Below are 23,045 nucleotides of genomic sequence, written 5' to 3'. Positions count from 1 at the left end.
ATGAAGAATAGTATCGTCCATTTAAAGAATGTTTTCCGAAATAATGCAGGATTTCAGGGGTATACCCCTAGGTCTTGTTCAATTTTTATGTTTTAAATTCTCTATCAAGAAAATTTTTGATTGAGATGTCAATGAGCCTCGATTTCTCCTTTTCGCCAGAACACGAAGCGGTGCGGGACACCGTGCGCCGTCTGTGCCGCGAAGAATTGGCGCCGCTCGTGGAAGAAGCCGAAGAGCACGAGCATTTCCCCAAGCACGTCTTCAAGCGCTGGGGAGAACTGGGGCTTCTGGGTGTGCGCTACCCCGCAGCGGACGGCGGCAGCGACATGGATAAAGTCAGCGACTGCATCGTGCGCGAAGAGCTCAGCTACATGAGTCAGGCCTTTGCCACGAGCTGGTCGGCCCAGACGCATCTGTCGGTGTGGCCTATCTGGAAGATCGGCACCGAACTACAGAAGGAGCGCTATTTCAGGCCGGCGCTCGCGGGTAACAAGATTGCCGGGTTTGCGCTGAGCGAGCCCGATGGCGGATCGAACATCCGGGCCATGACGACCAAGGCCGAGAAAGTGGAAGGGGGCTGGAAGCTCAGCGGCAGCAAGCTCTACATCACCAACGCGCCGATCGCCGACTTCCTGCTGGTGGCGGCGCGCACGTCGCCGGAGCTCAAGCCCGACGCAATCAGTCTCTTCATCGTGGAACTGCCGCACAAGGGCTTCGATATCCACAAGCTGCGCAAGGAAGGCATCCGCGGGTCGGAGACCGCGCTCATCCATATCGAAGACGCTTTCGTGCCCGACGAGTGCCTGGTGGGCGAACGCACCGGCACCTATCCCTTGCTGCTGGAATGCCTGAGCGAAAATCGCGTGGGAGTTGCCGCCAACGCGCTGGGCATGGCCCGCGCCGCGTTCGATGCGGCCAGGGCATTCGCCGAGGATCGCGTCGTTGCGGGCAAGCGCATAGGCGACTACCAGGCGGTAGCTCACAAGCTGGCGGACATGGCGGCGGATATCGAGGCGGCGCGGTGGATGGTGTATTACGGCGCGTGGCTGGTCGACCAAGACCGCCTGGATGCCGCCACCGCCGCAAAGGTCAAGTTGATCGCCACCGAAACCGCGCTGAAGGTCAGCGAGCAGGCGATCCGCATCCATGGCGGCGCCGGCATCATGCGAGAGTATCCGGTCGGCCGCATTCATCGCGACGCCCTGGTCTACGTGATCGGAGAAGGCACCAGCGACATCCAGCGCAATATCATCGCGCGCGGCCTGGGCTTCAAGCCCTGAGGGATGGCGCAATGACGATGAACGCATTCATCACGGGCGCGTACGACACAGCCGTCGGAGAATTGCCCGGCAGTAGTTGCATGAGCCTGCATGCCGAGGCCGCGATGGGCGCTGTTGCCGACGCCGGTCTTGCGCTGTCGGACATCGATGGCGTGCTGTGCGCGTATTCCTTCACCGAGCCGCACCTGATGCTGGCGTCGGTGTTCTGCGAATACCTGGGTATCCATCCCGGCGCCTGCCTGGCGATCCAGGCCGGCGGCGCCAGCGCGTGCATCATGGTGATGCAGGCTGCCGCGCTGGTGGCCAGCGGGCAGTGCAGCCACGTGCTGGTGGTGACCGGCGACAACCGCCTGACGGGTATGTCCCGGGACGGCGCCGTGGCGGCGCTGTCCGAAGTTGGCCATCCCCAGTTCGAGCGTCCGTTCGGCATCAGCGTACCCGCTTCGTACGCGCTGGTGGCGAAGCACTATATGCATCAGTACGGCGTGACGTCCGAGCAGCTGGCCGCTATCGCGGTGGAGCACCGCCGCCATGCCGGTCGGCATCCCAAGGCGCACAAGCGCGATCCCATCACGGTCGAGCAGGTGTTGGACTCCCGGATGATCGCCGATCCCCTGCACATGCTGGACTGCTGTCTGATCTCCGACGGGGGCGCGGCCCTCGTCGTCAGCAGCCGGACGGCTGCGCGCGATACCCGAGGCATGGCCATCGAGATCCTGGGCGCGGGGCAGGGTCACACGCATGAACACATCGTGGCGGCGCCCAGCCTGGTGGATTTCGGCTGCAAGGCGTCCTCGGTCGTCGCGTTTGCCCGGGCGGGCGTGCGGGCGGGCGACATCGACGTTGCCCAGATCTACGACTCTTTCACCATCACGCTGGCTGTTGAACTGGAATCCATTGGCTTTTTCGAGCGCGGCCAGGCGGGCGCGGCGGCCGCGGCCGGGGAATTGGGCCTGGGCGGAAAACTGCCCTGCAACACCCATGGCGGATTGATGTCGTACGCGCACTCCGGCGCGGCAGGGGGCATGTTCCACGTCGTGGAAGCCATGCATCAGTTGCGTGGCAGCGCCGGCCCCCGTCAGGTGCAGGACGCCAGGCTGGCGTTCGTGCACGGAGACGGCGGCATCCTGTCCGCCCACTGTTCACTGGTGCTCGGAGCCTGACATGACGACGAATCACTATCCATTACCCCGTCCCAATGTGCAGACCCAACCCTATTGGGACGGCGCCGCGGCCGGCGAATTGCGCTATCAGCGCTGCGCGGCCTGCGGCCACGTCCAGACGATTCCCCGAAGCTTGTGCGAACAGTGCCATGGCGGCCGGCTGGACTGGAAGCAATCGGAACGCCGCGGAACCGTGCTGACGTTCACCACCGTCCATCGCGCACCCTTGCCCGCGTTCAAGGAGATGGTGCCGTACGTCATCGCCATCGTGGACATGGACGAGGGCTTTCGCGTCATGGCCAACGCCGCGCTGCGAGACGCACCCGTCCTGGCGATCGGGGCGCGGGTGCGCATCGGGTTCCGCGACGTGCACGGCATGGCCTTGCCGGTGGTCGAAGCGATGGAGGAAGCCTCCGCATGAGCGCTTCGCCCATCCTCTTCGATGATTTCGTGCCCGGAGCCCTGATCGGGGAACGCGTGGAGATATACGACGCGGAGCAGGCCCGTCGCTGGCAGGCCATCTTCGGCGATGGTCCCCAGGACGGCGCCAATGGCGCGGCGGAGGGCGCCAGCATGGCCGTGGTCAACATGATGCGTGCCTACCTGAACGTGGTGACGCCGCGTCCTCCCGGCAACGTGCATGCGAGGCAGCAGTTGCGCCTGCGAGGCGTGCCGCGCTGCGGCGAGGCGATCCGCGTCACCGTGCATTGCGTGCGAAAGGAAATACGGCGCGATCGCCGGTATGTGGACCTGCAGGTGCACGGAGCCGGCGAGGCGGGCCGCGACCTGTTCGATGGCGTGATCGGCCTGATCTGGGCTGCGTGAATAAGGAGAACTGCCCATGAAAGCCATTGGAGAACTGCAGCCCGTCAGCCTGACCGTCACCGAAGCGGTGATCCAGGCCTATGCCGAACTGAGCGACGATTTCAATCCCATACACGTGGACGCGGACTTCGCAGCGACCACGCCCATGGGCCGCCCCATCGCGCATGGAACCCTTTCGCTGTGCCTTCTGTGGCAGTGCCTGCAGCGCGGCCTGGGCGCGGACGCGCTGTCGGGTCTTGACCTGCAGGTGCGTTTTGTCAAACCCGTCTACGTCGGCGACGTGGTCACGGCCGGCGGACAACCGGGCGAAGCCGGCTCGGGGCACTACGACGTCTGGGTCCGTGGACAGGATGCCAGCGACCGCATTGTCGGCGCGGTCATCCTGAATCCGCGGGACCCGGCAGACCAAGGAGATCGCGCATGAGCGCCAGGAAGAATCGGGCGGCGGCCCCGCCAGAGCGCCTGCAGCCCCTATACCGGACGATGAGCCTGATCCGGCATGTGGAGACCGCGCTGACGCGCCTGTTCGCGGACAACGAAGTGCCTGGCTTCATTCACCTGAGCATCGGGCAGGAGGCCGTGGCAGCCGGCATCGCCAGCGCGTTGCAGCCTCAGGACACGCTTGCCACCACCCATCGGGGACACGGCCACGTGCTGGCCCGCGGCATGGATGTCACTGGATTCATGAAGGAGATCATGGGGCGTGAAGGCGGCCTGTGCAAAGGCCGGGGAGGGTCCATGCACGTAGCCGATCTGAGCCTGGGAATCCTGGGCGCCAACGGTATCGTGGGCGCGGGCATTCCCATCGCCCTGGGTAGCGCGATGGCCCACCAGGTGCGCAAGACAGGTGGCGTGGCCGTGTCGTTCTTCGGCGATGGCGCCATGGCGGAAGGGGTGTTGCACGAAACCCTGAACATGGCGGCGCTCTGGAATTGCCCGCTGCTGCTTGTGTGCGAGAACAACGGTTGGTCCGAGTTTTCGCCCACGTCGCGCCAGTTCGCGGCCAAGCTGGAAAAACTGGCCGCCGCCTTCGGCGCAGGCTACGCGAAGGTGGACGGCAACGACGTGCTGGCCGTGGCGGATGCCGCCCAGACGGCTGGCGACCTGCTGAGGGCGGGCAAGGGCCCGTTCGTGCTCGAGTGCATGACGACCCGCGTCCGTGGCCACTTCGAAGGCGACGCGCAGAAGTACAGGGACGCCGGCGAGCTGGATGCCGTACACGAGCACGATCCGCTTGTCGCCGCCCGCGGCCTGCTTGTCACCGCCGGCGTGGATACCGCGGATGTCGACCGGACCATCGCGGCGGTTGTGGACGCCGCCATCGAGGCAGCGCGGGCCGACGCGCTGCCTGCGTTGGAGCGCGCCATACAGGATGTCTACACGCAGGCAGGGGAGGCGCAGGCATGAGCACAATCACTGAAATGCGCTACGTGCACGCCGTCACGCAAGCACTGCGCGATAGTATGGAGGCGGATCCCGCCGTCGTGGTCCTGGGCGAAGACATAGCCAGTGCCGGCGGCTCGTTCAAGGCCACGCGGGGGTTGCTGGACGCTTTTGGCCCGCAGCGCGTGATCGACACGCCGATCTCCGAGGCGGCGATCACGTCGGCGTCGGTGGGCATGGCGCTCACGGGCTTGAAACCCGTGGTCGAGATCATGTTCATGGACTTCATCACCTTGTCCATGGACGCGCTGGTGAACCAGGCCGCAAAAGCCCGCTATATGTTCGGCGGACAGGGCTCCGTGCCCATGGTGCTGCGCACGCCGCATGGCGGCGGCCTCTCCGCCGGTCCGCAGCATTCGCAATGCCTGGAGGCCTGGCTGGCTCACATTCCCGGCCTGAAAGTGGTGTGCCCGTCGATCCCGCAGGATGTCTACAGCCTGCTGCGCGCAGCCATTTCCGATCCCGATCCGGTCATGTTCATCGAACACAAGGGTATGTACGCCAGCAAGGGACTGGTCGATACCTCGCTGAACGTCGGAATCGGCGAGGCCCGCATCGCGCGCGCCGGCCGCGACGCGACGCTGGTGACCTACGGCGCAGCGGTGCCCGTGTGCCTGAAGGCCGCCGAGCAGCTCGCCAAGGAATGCGTGGAGGTCGAAGTGATCGACCTGCGGTCCCTCCAGCCATGGGACAAGGCCACCGTGCTGGAATCGCTATCGCGCACGCACCGTGCCGTGGTGGTGCACGAGGCGGTCCAGGCCTTTGGCGCGGGCGCCGAAATCGTCGCCACCATCGCGGATGAAGGATTCGACGAACTGGATGCGCCCGTGCTGCGCGTGGCCGCGCCTTTCATGCCGGCCCCCTTCGCCAGCTCGCTGGAAGCAGGCTATGCGGTCACCGTGGAGCGCGTGATCGGCGCCGTACGCAAGACGCTGGCCTGAGTGCGCAAAACGTTAACAAATACGAGGAGACGACCGATGTCCGACGATAACAACCCCATCCTGTGCGAACGCCACGACGCCGTGGGTGTGCTGACGATCAACCGCCCCAAGACGCTCAATGCCCTGGATACTCCGACCCTGCTGGCCCTCGAGACCGCCCTCACGGCGTTGGAACGCGACGATGCCATCCGCGCGATCGTCATCACGGGGGCGGGCGACAAGGCCTTCGTGGCGGGCGGGGACATTGCCGACCTGAACAGCCGTCAGGGCCTCGCGCACTATCAGGAGTTCGCCGAGGTGATCCACCGCGTTTTCCGGCGCTTCGAGACCTGCGACAAGCCCACTGTGGGGGCGATCAACGGCTGGGCCCTGGGCGGCGGCACCGAGCTGCTGCTGACGCTGGACATCCGGCTGGTGGCCGAAGAGGCAAAGTTGGGCCTGCCCGAAATCAACTTGGGGCTGTTTCCCGGTGCGGGCGGCTCGCAGCGCCTCATTCGCCAGGTGCCGCTATGCCGCGCCAAGGAACTGATGTTCACGGGCGGCCAGATCAGCGCCGCCGAGGCCGTGGATCTGGGCCTGTGCAACCGCACCGTGCCGCGTGGGCGGCTGATGCAGGAGGCCATGGCAGTGGCCAGCCAGATTGCCCAGAAGTCGCCGCTGACGCTCAAGCTTCTCAAGCGCGCGTTGCGCGACGGGGCCGAGATGCCTCTGGGCGCGGCCTTGGCGCACGAACAGGCCATCATCGGACTCGTGCTCGACAGCCAGGACGCCCACGAAGGGTGCAGCGCGTTCCTGGATAAGCGCAAAGCCCAATTCACCGGAAGGTAAGCCATGCGCCGAGAAATCCTCGTACCCAAGCTCGGACTGACGATGTCAGAAGGCGTCCTGGTCGAATGGATGGTCGCACCCGGGGCGGCGTTCAAGGCCAACCAGGGCTTGTTCGTGATCGAGTCGGAAAAGGCCGCCAACGAGATCGGGGCCGAAGGCGACGGCGTACTGACCGAGATCGTTGCCCAGGCGGGCGAGACGCTTCCGTGCGGTGCGGTGATCGGGTATTGGGATGATGGCGCGACCGACACGCCTGCAAGCGGCCGGGCTCTGTCCAACGAGCCAGCGGCCTTCGCGCAGGCACCGCCGGACATAAAGGCACGTGGCACGGTGGTTCCATCGGCAACATTGAGCGGGCGCACGCCCGTCACCCCCCTGGCGCGCCGCCTGGCGGCGCAGCAGGGCGTCGACCTCTCGACGGTGACAGGCTCCGGTCCGCGCGGTCGTATCCGTGCTGCGGATGTGCAGGCCGTCGCGCATCGGGTCGGTCAGCCGGCGGCCGCCAACGAAGCCGCTCCGAGCGCACGGGTCGAGGAAACCAGAGGGGGCGCCCCGCGGACCGGCATACCCGCTGCCTCCGGTACGCTACGCGCCCCGAGCGGCATAGAGCGCACCATGGCTCAGCGCTTGACCGCCGCCAAGCAGCAGGTGCCGCATTTCTACCTGGCCGTAGAGGCGGAAATGAGCGCCGTCATGGCATTACGCGTGCAAATCAACGCATTGCAGACGCGCCAGCGCCTGACGCTGAACCACTTCGTGCTCGCGGCCGTGGGAAATGCCCTGGAGGCGATGCCGGAAGTGAACCGGGTGTGGACGGACGACGGCATCCTGAGCCTCGACAGTTCCGACGTGGGCATGGCCGTGAACACCGAAAGAGGATTGCTCGTGCCCGTGCTGCGCGGCGTAGGAAAGCAGCCGCTGGGCGACATCGCGCGGCAGGCGGGCGAATTGATAGAACGGGCCCAGGCCGGGCGTCTGAGCGGCGGCGATATGCAGGGAGGCGCAATCACGGTCTCGAACGCGGGCATGCACGACGTGACGTACATGACGTCCATCATCAACCCGGGCCAGTCCATGATTCTGGGCGTGGGCAGCATCCGCGAGGTATTTCGCCCCGATGACGGCGGCCAGCCGGTGATCCGACGCGAGATGGGCATGGTGCTGTCCGCGGATCACCGGGTGCTCGATGGTGTGGCGGGCCTGAAATTCCTGAAGCTCGTCGCGAATGGACTGTCGCAACCCCTGGGATTGCTGGTGTCATGATGGCCCCATCCGAACAGTCCTTCGATCTCGTGGTCATCGGCGGCGGTCCTGGCGGCTACGTCGCCGCGTTGCGGGCGGCCCAACTCAAATTGCGCACGGCGTTGGTGGAGCGCGAAAGCCTCGGCGGCGTATGCCTCAACTGGGGCTGCATTCCAACGAAGGCGCTGTTGCATTCCGCGGACACCGTGCGTCGCATTCGTCACGCCGGCGCCCAAGGGATCTCGGTGCCGGAACCACAGGTCGATTTCGGCAAAGTCATGGCTCGTTCCCGTCAGGTGTCGCAGCGGCTGAACCGGGGCGTGACGCATTTGCTGAAGAAGGCCGGCGTCACGGTTTTCGCGGGAGTGGCGGAACTGCAGTCGCGCAAGGTGGTGCGAGTGACGGACGCTCAAGGCCGGCGGCAAGACGTGCCAGGCAGGAACGTCATCATCGCCACCGGGGCCCGGCCCCGCGAGCTGCCGATGCTTCCCTTTGATGGAAAGCGCGTCTGGAGTTACCGCGACGCGCTCTCCGCCCAGGAACTTCCCGAGTCCCTGGCCGTGATTGGCGCGGGCGCCATCGGCATGGAATTCGCGAGCTTTTATGCCACCCTGGGGACGAGGGTGACTGTGTTGGAATCCGCGCCGCGCGTGCTGCCGGCCAGTGACGAGGACGTCAGCGCCTTCGTGCGGCAGAGCATGGACAGGGAGGGCATTCAGATCCTGACCGACGCCGCCGTGGCCGCCGGCCAGGCGAATGCCGATGGCGTGTTGCTGGCGGTGGAGCATGGCGGCATGCGTCGGGATGTCCGGGCAGAGCGTGTTCTGGTGGCGGTGGGGCTGTCGGGGAACACGGACGGCCTGGGTCTGGAGCACACGCGGGTGATAGTGCGCAATGGCCTGATCGAGGCAAGCGACTGGGGCCTGACCGCGGAACCAGGCATCTACGCCATCGGCGATGTAACAGGGCCGCCAATGCTGGCGCACAAGGCCAGCCATGAGGGCATCGCCTGCGTGGAACACATCGCCGGCCTGCGCGTGGGCGTGCAACGCCACGCACCAATTCCGTCGTGCGTGTACAGCCATCCGCAAAGCGCCAGCGTCGGCTTGACCGAAGCGCAGGCGCGACAGGGTGGAAGCCGGGTGCGCGTCGGGCGTTTCGCGTTGGAAGGCAACGGCAAGGCCATCGCCGTCGGCGAGGCGTCAGGCTTCATCAAGACCGTCTTCGACGAGGCCACGGGCGAGCTGCTGGGGGCGCATCTGGTGGGTCCGGAGGCGACTGAGCTGGTGCATGGCTACACGTTGGCGGCGACGCTGGAGACCACCGAGGCCGAACTGATGGATACCGTCTTTCCGCATCCGACGCTGTCGGAAGCCATGCATGAAGCCGTCCTGGCCGCATACGGGCGGGCATTGCACCTATGAGATGACCGCCGACCCTGCCGGCACGACGGGCAAGGCGAGCGGCATCCGCACCCCTTCAATCAAAGGAGACAACCATGTATGCATTCCGTAGTTCCCTGAGACTGGCGGCAGTTGCCGTGGCTCTCGTCGCGACGTCCGCTCAAGCGCAGGATGTTCCCGCCGGCAAGCAGATGCGGATCATCGTGCCGTACTCGGCCGGGGGCACCTCCGATATCCTCGGACGCAAGCTGGCGCAGCAGCTCGGCGAGCGCCTGGGCCGCCAGGTGATCGTCGAGAACAAGGCCGGGGCGGGAGGTTCCATTGGTACCGATGCCACCGTGCGCGCGGACGCGGATGGCTCCACGCTGTTGCTGCACAGCGGCGCCATCGCGACTGAACCGGCGATCAAGTCCAAGCTCCCCTACGACGTGAACAAGGACCTGGCAGCGGTCACCACCGTGGTAAAGGGGCCGTTCGCGTTGGTCGTGAACAACGACCTGCCGGTCAAGAACGTGGCGGAGTTTCTGGCTTATGCAAAGGCCAATCCCGGCAAGGTGAATTACGGAACGCCGGGCGTGGGCACCTCGGTGCACTTCGCCACCGAATACTTCAAGGCGATGTCGAAAGCGCCCATCACACACGTGCCCTACAAGGGAGCGAGCGCGGCGTTGGTGGGCCTGATGGGCAACGAAGTACAGCTGGTGATCGACCCGCTGTCCACCGCCAAGAAGTACGCCGAATCCGGAAAGATGCGCGCCCTGGGCGTGACGACGGCGCAGCGCACCGACCTCTGGCCGCAGATGCCGACGATCGCGGAAGGCGGCGTGCCCGGCTTCGACACCGCAGTCTGGTACGGCCTGTATGTGCCCGCCAAGACGCCCGCCGCCACGGTGGACAAGCTCAACAAAGAGCTGGTCGCCATCCTGCAGTCTGACGACATGCGAAAGTGGTTGAGCCAGGAGGGCCTGGAGCCCGTGGCCGATACGCCTGCGCAGTCGCAGGATTTCCTGCGCAAGGACATCGAACGCTGGAAGGCCCTGGCCAAGTCGGCCGGTATCCAGGCCGAGTAACCGCCGCCGCCAGCCGCCCTTTCCGGGCGCGCATGGCCTATGTCACCTTCAAGAGACTTACATCATGGATTTCAGGCTCAACGACGAACAGCGCATGATGATCGACACCGCCCGCCAGATCGGCGACACGTTCGGTCTGGAGTATTGGCGCAAGCAGGACGAGAAAAAGGCCTTTCCCCAGGAATACTGGAAGGCTGTATGCGACGCGGGCCTGGCGGGTGTGGCGTTGCCGGAGGAGCACGGGGGAAGCGGCCTGGGCATGATGGAAATGAGCCTGATCGTCGAAGCCCTGGCCGCCACCGGCGGCGGCTCTACGGTGGGCCAGCTATTCATGATCAATCCGATCTTCGGCGGAGTTTCGATCTCGCGCTTTGGCAGCGAAAAAATGAAGAAGGAGCTGTTGCCACGCATCATCAGCGGGGACTTGAACTGCAGCATGGCGCTGACCGAGCCCGATGCGGGAACCAATACGCTGGAGATCAAGACCTACGCCAGCGCCGACGGCGATGGCTGGCGCCTGAATGGGCGCAAGATCTGGATCACCGGGGTGGAGTCGGCCGAGAAGATGCTGGTTATCGCTCGCACCAAGAAGCTGCAGGACGCCGCCTCGCGCACCGACGGGCTGAGCATGTTCATGATCGATGTGAAGCGCGAAGGGTTGACGCATACGCCCATCGACAAGCTGGGCACCTGCACGCTGGATTCGAGCAGCGTGTTCCTGGACAACGTGCGGGTGGAGCCGCATGAATTGATCGGCACGCTGCACAAGGGCTGGCGCGAATTGCTGGACGTGCTCAACACCGAGCGCATGGTGACGACCGCCGGCCTGGTGGGAACGGGCGAACTGGCCATCAGGCTGGCCGTTGAGTATGCGAACGATCGAAAGGTGTTCGGCGACCGCCCGATCAGCGCCTATCAAGGCCTGCAGTTCCCGCTGGCTCAGTGCCATGTGGAAGTGGAGTCGGCGCGCCTGCTGAACTACAAGGCGGCCACCAATTTCGACATGGATCTGCCCTACAGCAACGAGGCCAATGCCGCCAAGCTGATTGCCGCTCAGGCGGTGGCTCGCGCTACCGAACGCGCGATGCAGACCATGGGCGGCATGGGTTATGCGAAGGAATTCCATGTGGAACGCCTGTGGCGCGATTGTCGCCTGTTCCGATTTGCGCCCGTATCGGAAGAGATGCTGCTGAATTACGTTGCCAACCATGAACTGAAGATGCCCAAGGGCTATTGAGGCGAACAAGGGGTTCCCTATGGTTTCCGTTACTGCGAGCGTGGCGTGGTGGGCGCGCACGCAACCTGGACGACTTGCGCTCGTGTATGGCGAGCAGCGCCTGACATACGCAGACCTGCATCGGCGCGTGGCGCATTCCGCCGGCCTGTTGCGGGCGTGCGGCGTGCTCGCGGGCGACGTGGTCGCCCTGCTGATGAAGAACAGCCCAGCCTTCCTGGAACTGTCGTTGGCCATTTCTCATGTGGGCGCCGTGGTGCTCCCGGTCAATTACCGGCTGGGGCGGCAGGAGGTGGCCTACATCGCCGAACACGGCGGGGTAAAGCTGCTGTTCGCGGACGAGGAGCTGATGGCCTGCGTGCCCGATGGCGTGATGACGGTGAGCGTGGGCCTCGACGCGCAGGGCGACAGCCGTCTGCTTTATCCGGCAGGGCAGCCTGACAGCCACGCGCCTTTCGCGGCCACGCCGGACTCCTTGTGCCGCCTGATGTACACCAGCGGCACGACCGACCATCCGAAAGGAGTGATGCATAGCTACGGCAATATCGCCTGGAAGTGCATGGACCACATCGCCGCGCTGGGCATCGGCCGCGACGACCGCCTGCTGGTGGTCGGCCCGCTTTACCACGTGGGTGCCCATGATCTGCCGGGCGTGGCCCTGTGGATGGTGGGAGGCGCACTGGTGCTGGAGCGGGATTTCGATGCCGCTCGCGCACTGGCCCTGATCGAGCGCGAACGGGTGACGGGCGCCTGGATGGCGCCCGTGATGCTCAACCGCTGTCTGACCAGCCAGGCCCGGTCCGCGCATGTGCTGGACAGCCTGAAATGGGTTGTCGGCGGTGGTGAGCGCACACCGGAAGAGCGCATCCGCGAGTTCGCCAGCGTATTCCGCAGAGCCCGCTACATCGACGCCTATGGCCTGACGGAAACCTGTTCCGGAGACACCCTGATGGAGGCAGGCAGGGAAATCGAGAAGATAGGTTCCACGGGGCGAGCCCTGGCGCATGTCGAGCTGGCCATCCTGGGCGACGAAGGACGATGGCTCGGGGCGGGAGACGAAGGAGAGGTCTGCGTGCGCGGCCCCAAGGTGACGCGCGGCTATTGGCGGGACGAAGCAAAGACCCAGGCCAGCTTCCACGAGGGCTGGTTCCGCACCGGCGATGTCGGACGCCTGGATGCGGACGGCTTTCTGTTTCTGACGGACCGGAAAAAAGACATGATCATCAGCGGCGGCGAGAACGTGGCCTCGTCGGAAGTCGAGCGGGCGCTGAATCAGTTGCAGCAAGTGTCGGAGGTTGCCGTGATCGGACTGCCCGACGCGCGCTGGGGCGAATGCGTCACGGCGGTGGTGGTGTTGCAGGCAGGATCGTCATTGACGCTGGACGAGGTGCGCAGCCACTGCGCGGATAGGTTGGCGGGGTTCAAAACGCCCAAGCGGCTGGTGGTGCGGGACGCGCTGCCCCGCAACCCTTCCGGCAAGGTGCTAAAGCGCGTGTTGCGCGACGAATTGGCGGCGGGCGACGACGATTCGTGCAGACTGGGGGCTGGCTAGGCGCTGCCTGGCATGAGCGGCGGCGCGAGACGTCCGGCATTAGTCGCGCAGTACGGGCAGTCGGGCGCGCACGGACCTTCCGGCGGCGCGCCTACGCCTTCGACATCAAGAAAGCACTCATGCGCCAGCCACTGGCTGAGCCGGTCGTAGCTTTCCATGTTGCTGCGCCAGTTGGGCGCGCAAAGATAATAGCCAAGCGGGCTTTCGAAGGTGCGGTCGAAGATGTCCACCAATTGCCCCGTGGCCAGCTCCTTTTCGATCAGGCAGTGCGGCATCAGCGCCACGCCAAAGCCCGACGATGCGGCCTGGATGATCATCGAAAACAGATTGAAGCCGGGCCCGAACCGGGCGCGGTCATAATCGCCCAGGTACGTCGAAAACCAGTATTCCCACGACAGCGGAATCTCGATGTGTTGCAGCAGCGTGCATTGCTTGATGTCTTCCAGGCTGCTGATCGGATGCTGCTCCAGATATTCCTTCGAGCACACCAGCCGGGTTTCGCGGCCGGTCAGGTATTTTGCGTTGCCGTCCGGCCAGTCGCCATATCCGTACTGGATCGAGGCGTCGAAATCCAGTTCGGTGCTTTTGTAATCGGCGACGCTGTAGCGCACGAAGTTGATCGAGATATCCGGATTCACCTCGCGAAACGTCTTCAGGCGCGGAAACAGCCATTGCGCCGCGAAGGTGGGCGCGGCGGATACATTCAGTGACTTCGCCGACTGCTGCGTGGCCATGACCTGCGAGGTGGCGCTTTCCAGCGTGTGCAGGGCGGGGCGGATCAGGCTGAGGTACGTGGCCCCCATGCGCGTCAGCTGCAACCCGTTGGTGCCGCGGATGAACAGCGCGTGCCCCAGATAGCTTTCCAGCGTGGCGATATGCCGGCTGATGGCGCTTTGCGTGACGAACAGTTCCTTGCCGGCCTTCGAGAACGACAGGTGGCGCGCCGCCGCGGAGAACGCATTCAATTCGGAAAGGGTGGGGCAGCGGCGTCTCATAGGGGGGTATGAGTAATGCTCATAAGGCTGTTCTATTTTGTGTCGAATACATAAGGGGAGACCCGGTATCGGACCCCTGGATTGTACCGGTAGAGTTCGCCATGCCGTTTTTTCCAGGCATTTTTGAACTGTTTACGTGGTCGATTATGAAGCCGGTTGTCATCAAGAATTGCAGGATCCTCAATACCCGAACCTTGGCCCTCGAAAGCGCCGCGACCGTGCTGGTCGAGGAAGGCCTGATCACCCGCATCGGCGCCGATGACGCAACGCCGGCGGATGCGGAGGTCGTGGACGCCAAGGGCATGACCCTGATGCCCGGCATGATCGACTGCCACGTGCACGTGGTGGCCTCGTCGTTCAACCTGGGCCGCGTCGCGGCCCTGCCCAACGCCCTGGCTCTGCTGCGCGCGCTGCCCATCATGCAGGGCATGCTGGACCGCGGCTTCACGTCGGTGCGCGATGCCGGCGGCGCCGACTGGGCGCTGGCGCAGGCCGTGCTGGACGGCACGGTGGACGGCCCGCGGCTGTTCTGCTCGGGCAAGGCCCTGTCGCAGACCGGCGGCCATGGCGATTTCCGCCAGCGCAACGACGAGCTCGATCCCTGCCCGTGCTCCGTCAAGATCGGGAACATCGGCCGCGTGGTCGACGGCGTGGACAACTGCCGCCTGGCCGTGCGCGAGGAAATCCTGAAAGGCGCTACGCAGATCAAGGTCATGGCGTCGGGCGGCGTGGCCTCGCCCAACGATCCCATCCAGAACCTGGGCTTCTCGGAAGCCGAGCTGATCGCCATCGTCGAAGAAGCCAACAACGCCAACACCTATGTGATGGCGCATGCATACACGCCCCGCGCCATCACGCGCGCCGTGCGTTGCGGCGTGCGCACCATCGAGCACGGCAACCTCGTCGACCACGAGGCCGCCCAGGTGATGAAGGAGCACGGGGCCTACATGGTGCCCACGCTGATCACCTACGAAGGCCTGGCCAACGACGGCGAGCGCTATGGCCTGCCGCTGGACTCGGTCAGGAAGATCGCCACCGTGCGCACGCAGGGCCTGACCGCGCTGGAGATCCTGGACGAAGTCGGCGTGAAGATGGGCTACGGCAGCGACCTGCTGGGCGAGACCCACTACATGCAGTCCGACGAACTGGTGCTGCGCAGCCGCGTGCTGGGCAACGCCAAGGTGATCCAGCAGGCCACCTTGATCGGCGCCGAAATCCTGAATCAGGAAGGCCTCCTGGGCGAAGTCGTCGAAGGCGCCTACGCCGATCTGCTGCTGATCGACGGCAATCCGCTGGACGACATCGAACTGCTCACCAAGCCCGACTCGATCAAGCTGATCATGAATCGCGGCCTGCTGCACAAGAACGCCTGCTGACGGCCTCTCTTTACTTTTCTCCGGAACTTTTCACCATGTTTTCCGTATCGGACCGCCTGGAGCGGTTGCCCTTCAGCAGCTTTCATTTCCGGCTGCTGATGATCGGCGGCCTGGGGCTCGCCTTCGAAGCGCTGGACGCCGGCATCATCGCCTTCATCATTCCGTCGCTGCGCACACAGTGGGGCCTTTCCACCGGCCAGATCGGCTGGATCGCCAGCAGCACGTACGTCGGCTTCCTGGTCGGCGCGCTGTTTTCCGGCATTCTTGGCGACCGGTACGGCCGCAAGAAGATCATGATGTGGGCGCTGCTGCTGTTCTGCGTGGCCACCTTCGTCAACGCCTTCGCCCGCAACTATCACGAGTTCTACATCCTGCGCATGATCGCGGGCATCGGCATGGGCGCAGAAGGCGCCATCATCGCGCCGTACCTGGCCGAATTCGTCAGCAGCAAGTACCGCGGCCGCTTCACCGGCGCGCTGGCTGGCTTCTTCTCGTTCGGTTTCGTGTTGTCGGCCCTGCTGGGCTATTTCATCGTGCCGCTCAGCGATGACGGCTGGCGCTGGATCATGATCATCGCCTCGGTGCCTGTGATCTTCCTGCTGTGGTGGCGCAAGTCCCTGTTTGAATCGCCGCGTTGGCTGGAACACACCGGCCAGGAGGCCGAAGCCAACCGCATCTGCTCGGCCATCGAAGCCGAAGTGCAGCAAAGCACCGGCCGTCCGCTGCCCAAGCCCATCGCCACGCGCAAGGCTGCGCCCACCCCCGCCGACCAACAAGGCGCGATGGCCAAGCTGGCGTCGCTGTTCTCCAAGCAATACCTGGGCACCACCGTGCTAGTGTGGGTCTTCTGGATCACCGTGCTGTTCTGCTACTACGCCTTCCTGGTGTGGATCCCCAGCCTGCTGGTGGAACGCGGCTTCACGATCACCAAGAGCTTCTCGTACACCATCCTGATCTACCTGTCGCAGATTCCGGGCTATTTCTCGGCGGCGTACTTCAACGATAAGATCGGCCGCAAGTACACCATCCTGGCCTACATGCTGCTGTCGTGCCTGTCCGCGCTGGGCTTGGCGCTGGCCAGCGGCGAACACCAGATCATCATGCTGAGCATGCTGCTGTCGTTCGGCATGAACGGCGTCATCGCGGGCCAGTACACCTACACCGCCGAAATCTATCCCACCTCGATCCGCGCGACCGGGATGGGGGCAGCATCCGCCTTCGCTCGCATCGGCTCCATCGCATCGCCGACCATCGTGGGCGTGGCATATCCGGTGCTGGGCTTTGCCGGCGTGTTCGCCATGATGACCGCCATCCTGCTGATCGGCGGCCTGGGCATCCTGTTCTACGGCAAGAACACCCGCGGTGTGGTGCTCGAGGAGATCGCGGCATGACCAAGGTTTCCGCGTTGCGGCCGTGGGCCGGACACGCCCGAGCGCTGGCCCTGGCCGGTGACCGCCAGGGCCAGTGGGGCGTGATTTCCGCCCTGCTGGAAGAGGCCTTCGGCCACAAGCTCTTCACGGCGCTGCTCTACCTGGAGGAGCACCGCCTGATGAAGCGTCTGTACACGTCCGATGAAAGCATCAGCCCGCTGGGCGGCTTCAAGGCCACGGGCAACGGCCCGTGGTCGCGGCTGGTCCTGGAAGAAGGGCAGATGTACGTCGCCAGCAACGAAGACGACGTGCGCACCGTGTTCTCCGAGGCGCCCATGCTGATCGAACGCGGCCTGCAGTCGGCCTTCAACATCCCCGTGCGTCACGAGGGGCGGGTGATCGGCTCGCTCAACATGCTGGCCACGCGCCATGCCTACGACGATGTCGATCAGGATCTGGCTGCTGTTGTCGCCGGCCTGTGCGCACCGGTCTTCATCGAAGAGATCAAGGACGCGCAATCGGCCGCGGCTGGCGTGGATCGGTCCGCGCTGGACAGCGTGTAATTTCCGTTATTTGAGTCGCCCGTCCCGATGAGGGACCGGGCTTGCGGGTCGCTTGCCGGAGTGGCCCGTTTTTTTTGCGGACCGCCTGTTTGGGAGGTCCGCTTTTTTTGTTCCATAGTCCCGCGGATTCAAACCTGCCGCTTGTTCAGGATCACCAACGCCACGCCCGCCAGCACCAGCGCCGACGCGGCCACCAGCACAGCCGTTAACGGTTCATCCAGAAACAGCGTTCCGCCAAACGCCGCCAGCACCGGCACGCTGAGCTGCACGGTGGCGGCGCGCGTCACGTTCAATTGCTTCAGCGCCGCGTACCAAAGGATGTACCCCAGCCCGGATGTCACCGCTCCGGATGCGACCGCATAGGCCGCGCCGGCGGCATCGGCCTGGACATGGGACGCCACGAACTGCCCAAGCAGCAGCGCCAGCGCGATCGGCGCCGCGCGGATGAAATTCCCCGCGGTCGCGGCCACCGGATTGTTGGCGCCGCGTCCCAACAGCGAATAGATGCTCCACGCCACGCCCGACACGATCATCAGGAAACCGTAGAACACGGGCGGCGCGCCTACGGTGGGCAGCATCAGCGCCACCAGCCCGGTGATCGCCAGCGCAATGCCCACGCCTTGCAGCGGCGACAGGCGCTCGCCGATCGTCAGCCCGTACAGGATCATGCTGATCTGGATTGCACCGAACAGCAGCAGCGCGCCCGTGCCAGCAGGAATGTGGGTGTAGGCATAAGAGAACGCCACCGCGTAGGCGAACAGGGCCAGCGCACCCGCCCACGTGCCTTCCAGGCGCTCGGATTGCCGGCGCAGCGCCAGCACCAGCCACAGCATCAGTGCTCCCGACACGATGCGGATGGCGACGAAGGTGGTGGGATCGATGGTGGTCTGCTTGAGCGCCAGGCGACACAGCAGCGAATTGCCGGCAAAGGCCAGCATGGCGAAGAGGGTCAGGGCGAAGAGGCGGAATGTCACGGCGCGGGCCTTTCATCAACCGCGGTTAGGCGGCGCAGGCGCCGGTCACTGCACGGCCAGGGCGGCCTCGCGGAACCGCTGCACCAGCGGGGAACCGTCTTCCGAACGATACGCCAGAAGGACCTGGCTTTGGGAGTCCGGCGTGTCCAGGTCGCGATAGACCACGCCAGGAATACCTGTCTTCATGTAGGTGTCCGGCAGGATGGAAATGCCCATGCCCGCCGCCACCAGGCCGATGATGGTCGCGCCTTCGCGCGCTTCCTGACCCACCTGCGGCGCAAACCCCGCGCGGTTGGCCAGCACGCTGACGTGGTCGAACAGTCCGCAGCCCAATCCACGCGGGAACAGGATGAAGGACTCGTCCGCCAGTTCCGCCATGGGCAGCGGCGTGCTGCGGCGCGCAAGCGGGTGCGACTGTGGCATGGCGACCATCAGGCGATCCGTCCACAACGGCTGCGTCGCGATGTTGGCCGGAGGAACGAACAGGATCGACGGCCGCAGGAACCCCACATCGATGTCCTTGGACGCCAGCGCCCGCAGTTGCTGGCCGGTGGATTGGTGGCTCAAGTCCACGCCCACCCCGGGAAAGTCCGTCCGAAACGCGTGCACGATGCGGGGAAACGCCTCGAACATCGGCACCGACGCCGTGAACGCCACGCGGATTTCGCCTGTTTCGCCCAGCGCCGACTGCCGCACGACCTCGCCGGCGCGCTCCAGGTGCGCCAGCGCGCGGCGCGCCTGATCCAGGAACAGCGCGCCTGCCTGCGTCAATTCCACGCTGCGGCTGGTGCGTGTCAGCAAGGGCGATCCCAGTTCTTCCTCTAGCGCCTTGATCTGCAGGCTGAGCGGCGGCTGGCTGACGTGCAGGCGGCGCGCGGCCTGGCTGAAGCTCAGTTCCTCGGCGACGGCGACGAAGTAGCGCAGTTGGCGGAAATCCATATCGATTTGGAAAGCAAATAGATCGTCTTGAAAAACGGTATTGGACGGTATGAGTGTACGCCGCGCATCATACCGACAAACATAACTAGATCGACAGGAGACTCCCATGAAGGTTTTCGCCCCGTCGCGGCCCCGCCGCGCCCTTGCCGCCACTGCGGGATTGAGCACGCTGCTGGCCGCCGCCGCGCTGATGCCGCTGCCCGCGGCCGCCCAGGGCGCCTATCCCGACAAGCCAATCCGCATCGTCGTCCCGTATGCCGCCGGCGGCGGCGTGGACATCGTGACGCGCCTGGTCAGCCAGAAAATGGGCGACGCCCTGAAGCAGACCATCATCGTCGACAACCGCCCGGGCGCCGCCACCAATATCGGCATGGACGCGGTGGCGCGCGCGCCGGCCGACGGCTACACGCTGCTGACCGCATCGAACACGCTGGCCGCCAACGGCGCCCTGTTTTCCAAGTTGACCTTCGACCCGACGCATGACTTCACGCCGGTGGGCGCGATCGGCTACGCGCCGCTCGCCGTCGTGGTCCCCGTCGAATCCTCCTTCAAGACTTTGAAGGACCTGACGGATTATGGCCGCAGCCATCCCGACAAGCTGACCTACGCGTCCGCCGGCAACGGCAGTTCGGGCCATCTGGCCAGCGAACTCCTCAAGCGCGAGAGCGGCATGAAAGCCCTGCACGTGCCGTACAAGGGCGGCTCGCCTGCGGTTACGGACCTGCTGGGTCAGCGGATTTCGTTCATGTCGATCAACCCGCTGGAAGTCGTCTCGCACGTCAAGGCCGGCAAGCTGCGCGCGCTGGCTGTGCTGGACGACGAACCGGCCGCCATGTTGCCCGAGGTGCCGACGGTGGTTTCGCAAGGTCTGCCGGGCGCGATGGCGACCGTGTGGTGGGGGCTGATCGGCCCCAAGGACCTGCCGCCCGACGTCACCGAAAAACTGAACGCGGCGCTCCAAACCGCGCTTAAGGATCCCGAAGTGAAAAAGCGCTTCGGTGAGATGGGCGCCGTCGTCACGCCGGGCACCGCGCCCCAGTTCCGCGATTTCGTCGCGGCGGAAACCACTAAATGGACCAAGGTCATCCAGGACGCGGGCATCAAGGCCGATTGAGGCTGCCTGCGCCCACGCCGGCACGGGATCGCTGCGCGCGCCCGGCCGGCATTCATGCATAGAGGAATTGAAATGGAACGGCAAAAGAACGCGTTGGTCGTCAGCGCGCATTCCGCGGACTTTGTTTGGCGCGCTGGCGGCGCCATCGCCCTGTACGCAAAGCGTGGCTGGAAAATGACCGTGGTGTGCCTGTCGTTCGGCGAACGCGGCGAATCCGCCAAGCTGTGGAAGCAGCCCGGCATGACGCTGGAAAAGGTCAAGGCCGACCGCCGCGAAGAAGCCCGCATCGCCGCCGACATCCTGGGCGCCGATATTCGCTTCATGGATTGCGGCGACTATCCGCTGCGCGTGTCGGACGATGCGCTCTTCGAACTGGTCGACGTCTACCGTGAGCTTCAGCCGGAATTCGTGCTGACGCATTCGCAGAAAGATCCCTACAACTTCGACCACCCGTTGGCCACGCACGTCGCCCAGGAGGCCCGCGTCATCGCTCAGGCGCATGGCCACCATCCCGAGCAGGCCGTGCTGGGCGCACCGCCCGTGTTCCTCTTCGAGCCACACCAGCCCGAACAATGCGAATGGAAGCCCCAGGTGCTGCTGGACATCTCTGAAGTGTGGGACTTGAAGCGCCGCGCCTTCGAAACCATGGCGGCGCAGGAACATCTGTGGGAGTACTACACCCGCGTGGCATTGCAGCGGGGCGTGCAAGCCTCGCGCAACTCCAACATGAAGATCAAATACGCGGAAGGCTACCAGCGCGTGTTTCCCCAAGTCACCGGAGAGCTGGCATGAGCATCGCCGTCAGGAACATCCCGCGCGCGGACAGCGCCGTCATTGCACGTCTGGTATCGGCCGGCGTCGCCACCGCGCACGAGGCGCAACAGCGGACAGGCTTGCTGCAGCCCTGTATGCGGCCCATCTACGCCGGCGCATCCATCGCAGGTAGCGCCGTCACCGTCTTGGCGCAACCCGGCGACAACTGGATGCTGCACGTCGCCATCGAACTCTGCCGGCCGGGCGACATCCTGGTCGTCGCCTGCGCATCGTCGAACGAAGACGGGATGTTCGGCGAGCTGCTGGCAACATCCATGCGGGCGCGCGGCGTGCAGGGGCTGGTCATCGATGCCGGCTGCCGCGACGTGGCGGCGCTGACCGACATGAAGTTTCCTGTCTGGTCCAAATGCGTATCGGCCAAGGGCACGGTCAAGGCCACGCCGGGGTCGGTCAACGTGCCGGTGGTGTGCGCTGGCGCGCTGGTGCAGCCCGGGGACGTCGTCGTGGCTGATGACGACGGCGTGTGCATTGTCCCGCGAGCACGGGCAGCGGAAGTAGCCGATGCCTGCGATACGCGTCTGCGGAACGAAACGGACAAGCGCAAGCGGCTGGCTGCGGGAGAGCTGGGGCTGGATATCTACGGCATGCGGGAGAAGTTGGCCGCCGCGGGGCTGGTTTACGTGGACAGCAGCCCCGACGCGTAATTCGCGCGTGCCATGCCGATGTCTCGATGATGCCCCAGCGCGGCTGATATCGCCCGTTCGCGAGTTACCGCGTCGTGCAGCCCACCGCGTTGCCATATCGGTAGCAATCGGTAGTCGTCGGGCGCGGCATGGGCGGATTCATGTAGGGCATCATCAGCAGCATGTTCTGATCGCGCTGCGCCTGCTGCTGCGCGGCAAACTGATTGGCCTTTTCCACTTCGGCTTGCGTGGCCTTCTGCGAGTCCGTCAGCAGACGCATCGCGGCGGTGTTGTACTGGCCGAAAGTGATTTTCTTGGCCCACAGTTGCGCCCTGAGCGCTTTGCTGTCGGCTCTCAGCGCGTCAAAAATGGCGACAACGCCACCCGGCGTATAGGCCTGCAAGTACGCGCGCCGCATGTCGAAGCACTGCGCCATGGCCGGGTCGAAATCGCTGATCGCCTGTTGCTCCCCAGGCGTGGCCAAGCTGGGATCCGCAAGCTGCGCCACGGTCGCGTCGGGAACCTTGACGGGCAACTTCGTCCGGATAGGATCCAGCCGGGTATCCGACCACGCCTGGGCGCAGAACGTCTCGACATTATCGGAATCAATCTTCTGCTGGTTCGCCCGCTGGGCGCCGGGAAGCGCGCATCCGCCCAGAATGCCCGCCATCAAGAAAACTGCAACTGCTTTCATACTCAACAGCCTCAAATTTTGACGCCCCGCCACGCCGTCCGATGATTGGTACGGGTGCATTGCATGGGGCGAGATCCACAATCCCGTAAGCCGGACCGCTCCGATTACGCGTCGGAGTGGATCATACGGCGAGAAGGGCCGTAGGGTGTGGCGCGACTAAAGCCGTCAAGACCGCGCAAGCTCAATTGTGACAACGGCCCCGTAAACGGGGCCGCTGGTGTGAAGAGGGCAACGTGCCGCCTTCAGCGCTGGCGCTGCGCATCCACCGGCCCGGTGACCGTAATAACCAACGGTACTCCGTTGATTTCGCGGGGCAGGCGCGCCGCCACGTTGGCGTCCGTCACACCCACCGCCAGCGCCTCTTCTCCCGGACGCCCGGTGGTAACGCCTACCGACACGACGCCGGGCGTCGCAAGAAGCCGGGACTCTTCGCTGGCCAGCAGGCTTTCGACCTTTCCGCTTGCTCGCGTTTCAGCCGGACTGTATTCGACGGGGCCGGCACCAGAAAAATCATGTCCAGGATTTTGTATGTTGCTCATGGCTCCAACTCCTCGTGCCTCGTCGAATCTTGTGAAATCGGCC

24 protein-coding genes are annotated in these 23,045 nt (G+C 64.9%); 19 read left to right on the top strand and 5 right to left on the bottom strand.

What is annotated here, in order from left to right; translation table 11 throughout:
- Positions 1-131: 131 nt before the first annotated feature.
- From RT614_RS24520 to RT614_RS24460, 13 genes are all read left to right on the top strand, one after another.
- Positions 132-1,280, top strand: a complete 1,149-nt coding sequence (locus RT614_RS24520) for an acyl-CoA dehydrogenase family protein (RefSeq protein WP_313624773.1) — start codon at positions 132-134, stop codon at positions 1,278-1,280.
- An 11-nt stretch (positions 1,281-1,291) separates the two neighbouring features.
- Complete coding sequence (locus RT614_RS24515; protein WP_313624772.1) at positions 1,292-2,443, top strand: thiolase family protein; 1,152 nt, start codon at positions 1,292-1,294, stop codon at positions 2,441-2,443.
- A gap of 1 nt (position 2,444) precedes the next feature.
- Positions 2,445-2,864, top strand: coding sequence for a Zn-ribbon domain-containing OB-fold protein (locus RT614_RS24510; RefSeq protein WP_313624771.1), 420 nt, complete (start codon positions 2,445-2,447; stop codon positions 2,862-2,864).
- Positions 2,861-3,268: a hypothetical protein gene (locus RT614_RS24505; RefSeq protein ID WP_313624770.1), complete on the top strand. Its 408-nt coding sequence runs from the start codon at positions 2,861-2,863 to the stop codon at positions 3,266-3,268. Before RT614_RS24510 ends, RT614_RS24505 begins: the two co-directional genes overlap by 4 nt.
- Before the next feature lie 16 nt (positions 3,269-3,284).
- Positions 3,285-3,692 carry a MaoC/PaaZ C-terminal domain-containing protein gene (locus RT614_RS24500; protein ID WP_313624769.1) on the top strand — a complete coding sequence of 136 codons (408 nt, stop codon included), beginning with the start codon at positions 3,285-3,287 and terminating at the stop codon, positions 3,690-3,692.
- A complete protein-coding gene (locus RT614_RS24495) occupies positions 3,689-4,675 on the top strand; it encodes a thiamine pyrophosphate-dependent dehydrogenase E1 component subunit alpha (protein ID WP_313624768.1) in 987 nt (328 codons plus the stop codon). Before RT614_RS24500 ends, RT614_RS24495 begins: the two co-directional genes overlap by 4 nt.
- Before the next feature lie 5 nt (positions 4,676-4,680).
- Entirely contained in the window at positions 4,681-5,652 is a 972-nt protein-coding gene (locus tag RT614_RS24490) for an alpha-ketoacid dehydrogenase subunit beta (RefSeq protein WP_313624828.1), read from the top strand.
- A 36-nt stretch (positions 5,653-5,688) separates the two neighbouring features.
- A complete protein-coding gene (locus RT614_RS24485) occupies positions 5,689-6,480 on the top strand; it encodes an enoyl-CoA hydratase-related protein (protein ID WP_313624767.1) in 792 nt (263 codons plus the stop codon).
- A gap of 3 nt (positions 6,481-6,483) precedes the next feature.
- A complete protein-coding gene (locus tag RT614_RS24480) occupies positions 6,484-7,743 on the top strand; it encodes a dihydrolipoamide acetyltransferase family protein (RefSeq protein WP_313624766.1) in 1,260 nt (419 codons plus the stop codon).
- Positions 7,743-9,146, top strand: coding sequence for a dihydrolipoyl dehydrogenase (lpdA, locus tag RT614_RS24475; protein WP_313624827.1), 1,404 nt, complete (start codon positions 7,743-7,745; stop codon positions 9,144-9,146). Before RT614_RS24480 ends, lpdA begins: the two co-directional genes overlap by 1 nt.
- 74 nt (positions 9,147-9,220) lie before the next feature.
- Complete coding sequence (locus RT614_RS24470) at positions 9,221-10,195, top strand: tripartite tricarboxylate transporter substrate binding protein (protein WP_313624765.1); 975 nt, start codon at positions 9,221-9,223, stop codon at positions 10,193-10,195.
- A 64-nt stretch (positions 10,196-10,259) separates the two neighbouring features.
- Positions 10,260-11,432, top strand: a complete 1,173-nt coding sequence (locus RT614_RS24465) for an acyl-CoA dehydrogenase family protein (protein ID WP_313624764.1) — start codon at positions 10,260-10,262, stop codon at positions 11,430-11,432.
- 19 nt (positions 11,433-11,451) lie between these two features.
- On the top strand, positions 11,452-12,981 hold the full coding sequence (locus RT614_RS24460; RefSeq protein ID WP_313624763.1) for an AMP-binding protein: 1,530 nt from the start codon (positions 11,452-11,454) through the stop codon (positions 12,979-12,981).
- Here the strand turns inward: RT614_RS24460 and RT614_RS24455 are convergent.
- A complete protein-coding gene (locus RT614_RS24455; RefSeq protein WP_409558518.1) occupies positions 12,978-13,946 on the bottom strand; it encodes a LysR substrate-binding domain-containing protein in 969 nt (322 codons plus the stop codon). The genes RT614_RS24460 and RT614_RS24455 overlap by 4 nt on opposite strands.
- 176 nt (positions 13,947-14,122) lie before the next feature.
- Here RT614_RS24455 and RT614_RS24450 point away from each other — a divergent pair, with 176 nt between their 5' ends.
- Genes RT614_RS24450 through RT614_RS24440 form a run of 3 tightly spaced genes read left to right on the top strand, consistent with a single transcriptional unit; the run spans position 14,123 to position 17,285 of the window.
- Entirely contained in the window at positions 14,123-15,352 is a 1,230-nt protein-coding gene (locus RT614_RS24450) for a metal-dependent hydrolase family protein (protein ID WP_313624761.1), read from the top strand.
- A 35-nt stretch (positions 15,353-15,387) separates the two neighbouring features.
- Entirely contained in the window at positions 15,388-16,743 is a 1,356-nt protein-coding gene (locus RT614_RS24445; RefSeq protein WP_313624760.1) for an MFS transporter, read from the top strand.
- On the top strand, positions 16,740-17,285 hold the full coding sequence (locus tag RT614_RS24440; RefSeq protein WP_313624759.1) for a GAF domain-containing protein: 546 nt from the start codon (positions 16,740-16,742) through the stop codon (positions 17,283-17,285). The genes RT614_RS24445 and RT614_RS24440 overlap by 4 nt, the downstream gene beginning before the upstream one ends.
- Positions 17,286-17,413: 128 nt before the next feature.
- Here RT614_RS24440 and RT614_RS24435 read toward each other — a convergent pair whose 3' ends face one another.
- Together RT614_RS24435 and RT614_RS24430 are read right to left on the bottom strand one after the other, a co-directional pair.
- The gene (locus RT614_RS24435) at positions 17,414-18,259 is read right to left on the bottom strand and encodes a DMT family transporter (protein ID WP_313624758.1); all 846 of its coding nucleotides are present in this window, start codon (positions 18,257-18,259) and stop codon (positions 17,414-17,416) included.
- A gap of 45 nt (positions 18,260-18,304) precedes the next feature.
- Entirely contained in the window at positions 18,305-19,198 is an 894-nt protein-coding gene (locus tag RT614_RS24430; RefSeq protein WP_313624757.1) for a LysR family transcriptional regulator, read from the bottom strand.
- A 106-nt stretch (positions 19,199-19,304) separates the two neighbouring features.
- Between RT614_RS24430 and RT614_RS24425 the strand changes: the two genes are divergently transcribed.
- From RT614_RS24425 to RT614_RS24415, 3 genes are all read left to right on the top strand, one after another.
- Positions 19,305-20,312 carry a tripartite tricarboxylate transporter substrate binding protein gene (locus RT614_RS24425; RefSeq protein ID WP_313624756.1) on the top strand — a complete coding sequence of 336 codons (1,008 nt, stop codon included), beginning with the start codon at positions 19,305-19,307 and terminating at the stop codon, positions 20,310-20,312.
- A 72-nt stretch (positions 20,313-20,384) separates the two neighbouring features.
- The gene (locus RT614_RS24420; protein WP_313624755.1) at positions 20,385-21,104 is read left to right on the top strand and encodes a PIG-L deacetylase family protein; all 720 of its coding nucleotides are present in this window, start codon (positions 20,385-20,387) and stop codon (positions 21,102-21,104) included.
- Positions 21,101-21,790: a 4-carboxy-4-hydroxy-2-oxoadipate aldolase/oxaloacetate decarboxylase gene (locus tag RT614_RS24415; protein WP_313624754.1), complete on the top strand. Its 690-nt coding sequence runs from the start codon at positions 21,101-21,103 to the stop codon at positions 21,788-21,790. The genes RT614_RS24420 and RT614_RS24415 overlap by 4 nt, the downstream gene beginning before the upstream one ends.
- Before the next feature lie 64 nt (positions 21,791-21,854).
- Here the strand turns inward: RT614_RS24415 and RT614_RS24410 are convergent, their stop codons facing one another.
- Positions 21,855-22,544, bottom strand: a complete 690-nt coding sequence (locus tag RT614_RS24410) for a hypothetical protein (protein WP_313624753.1) — start codon at positions 22,542-22,544, stop codon at positions 21,855-21,857.
- A 161-nt stretch (positions 22,545-22,705) separates the two neighbouring features.
- Positions 22,706-23,002, bottom strand: coding sequence for a hypothetical protein (locus RT614_RS24405; protein ID WP_313624752.1), 297 nt, complete (start codon positions 23,000-23,002; stop codon positions 22,706-22,708).
- Positions 23,003-23,045 lie beyond the last annotated feature (43 nt).

This window comes from Achromobacter sp., from assembly GCF_032102605.1.
In the GTDB taxonomy this organism is placed as follows: Bacteria; Pseudomonadota; Gammaproteobacteria; order Burkholderiales; family Burkholderiaceae_B; genus Achromobacter.
This window is presented reverse-complemented; position numbering and strand designations above follow the sequence as displayed.

What these genes read in the sequence shown, in the direction of transcription:
- RT614_RS24515 (WP_313624772.1), top strand. Translation starts at nt 1,292, where the DNA reads ATGACGATGAACGCATTCATCACGGGCGCGTACGACACAGCCGTCGGA.
- RT614_RS24505 (WP_313624770.1), top strand. Translation starts at nt 2,861, where the DNA reads ATGAGCGCTTCGCCCATCCTCTTCGATGATTTCGTGCCCGGAGCCCTG.
- RT614_RS24425 (WP_313624756.1), top strand. Translation starts at nt 19,305, where the DNA reads ATGAAGGTTTTCGCCCCGTCGCGGCCCCGCCGCGCCCTTGCCGCCACT.
- RT614_RS24440 (WP_313624759.1), top strand. Translation starts at nt 16,740, where the DNA reads ATGACCAAGGTTTCCGCGTTGCGGCCGTGGGCCGGACACGCCCGAGCG.
- RT614_RS24460 (WP_313624763.1), top strand. Translation starts at nt 11,452, where the DNA reads ATGGTTTCCGTTACTGCGAGCGTGGCGTGGTGGGCGCGCACGCAACCT.
- RT614_RS24495 (WP_313624768.1), top strand. Translation starts at nt 3,689, where the DNA reads ATGAGCGCCAGGAAGAATCGGGCGGCGGCCCCGCCAGAGCGCCTGCAG.
- RT614_RS24415 (WP_313624754.1), top strand. Translation starts at nt 21,101, where the DNA reads ATGAGCATCGCCGTCAGGAACATCCCGCGCGCGGACAGCGCCGTCATT.
- RT614_RS24430 (WP_313624757.1), bottom strand. Translation starts at nt 19,198, where the DNA reads ATGGATTTCCGCCAACTGCGCTACTTCGTCGCCGTCGCCGAGGAACTG.
- RT614_RS24470 (WP_313624765.1), top strand. Translation starts at nt 9,221, where the DNA reads ATGTATGCATTCCGTAGTTCCCTGAGACTGGCGGCAGTTGCCGTGGCT.
- RT614_RS24480 (WP_313624766.1), top strand. Translation starts at nt 6,484, where the DNA reads ATGCGCCGAGAAATCCTCGTACCCAAGCTCGGACTGACGATGTCAGAA.
- RT614_RS24420 (WP_313624755.1), top strand. Translation starts at nt 20,385, where the DNA reads ATGGAACGGCAAAAGAACGCGTTGGTCGTCAGCGCGCATTCCGCGGAC.
- RT614_RS24485 (WP_313624767.1), top strand. Translation starts at nt 5,689, where the DNA reads ATGTCCGACGATAACAACCCCATCCTGTGCGAACGCCACGACGCCGTG.
- RT614_RS24445 (WP_313624760.1), top strand. Translation starts at nt 15,388, where the DNA reads ATGTTTTCCGTATCGGACCGCCTGGAGCGGTTGCCCTTCAGCAGCTTT.
- RT614_RS24500 (WP_313624769.1), top strand. Translation starts at nt 3,285, where the DNA reads ATGAAAGCCATTGGAGAACTGCAGCCCGTCAGCCTGACCGTCACCGAA.
- lpdA (WP_313624827.1), top strand. Translation starts at nt 7,743, where the DNA reads ATGGCCCCATCCGAACAGTCCTTCGATCTCGTGGTCATCGGCGGCGGT.
- RT614_RS24520 (WP_313624773.1), top strand. Translation starts at nt 132, where the DNA reads ATGAGCCTCGATTTCTCCTTTTCGCCAGAACACGAAGCGGTGCGGGAC.
- RT614_RS24405 (WP_313624752.1), bottom strand. Translation starts at nt 23,002, where the DNA reads ATGAGCAACATACAAAATCCTGGACATGATTTTTCTGGTGCCGGCCCC.
- RT614_RS24450 (WP_313624761.1), top strand. Translation starts at nt 14,123, where the DNA reads ATGAAGCCGGTTGTCATCAAGAATTGCAGGATCCTCAATACCCGAACC.
- RT614_RS24510 (WP_313624771.1), top strand. Translation starts at nt 2,445, where the DNA reads ATGACGACGAATCACTATCCATTACCCCGTCCCAATGTGCAGACCCAA.
- RT614_RS24465 (WP_313624764.1), top strand. Translation starts at nt 10,260, where the DNA reads ATGGATTTCAGGCTCAACGACGAACAGCGCATGATGATCGACACCGCC.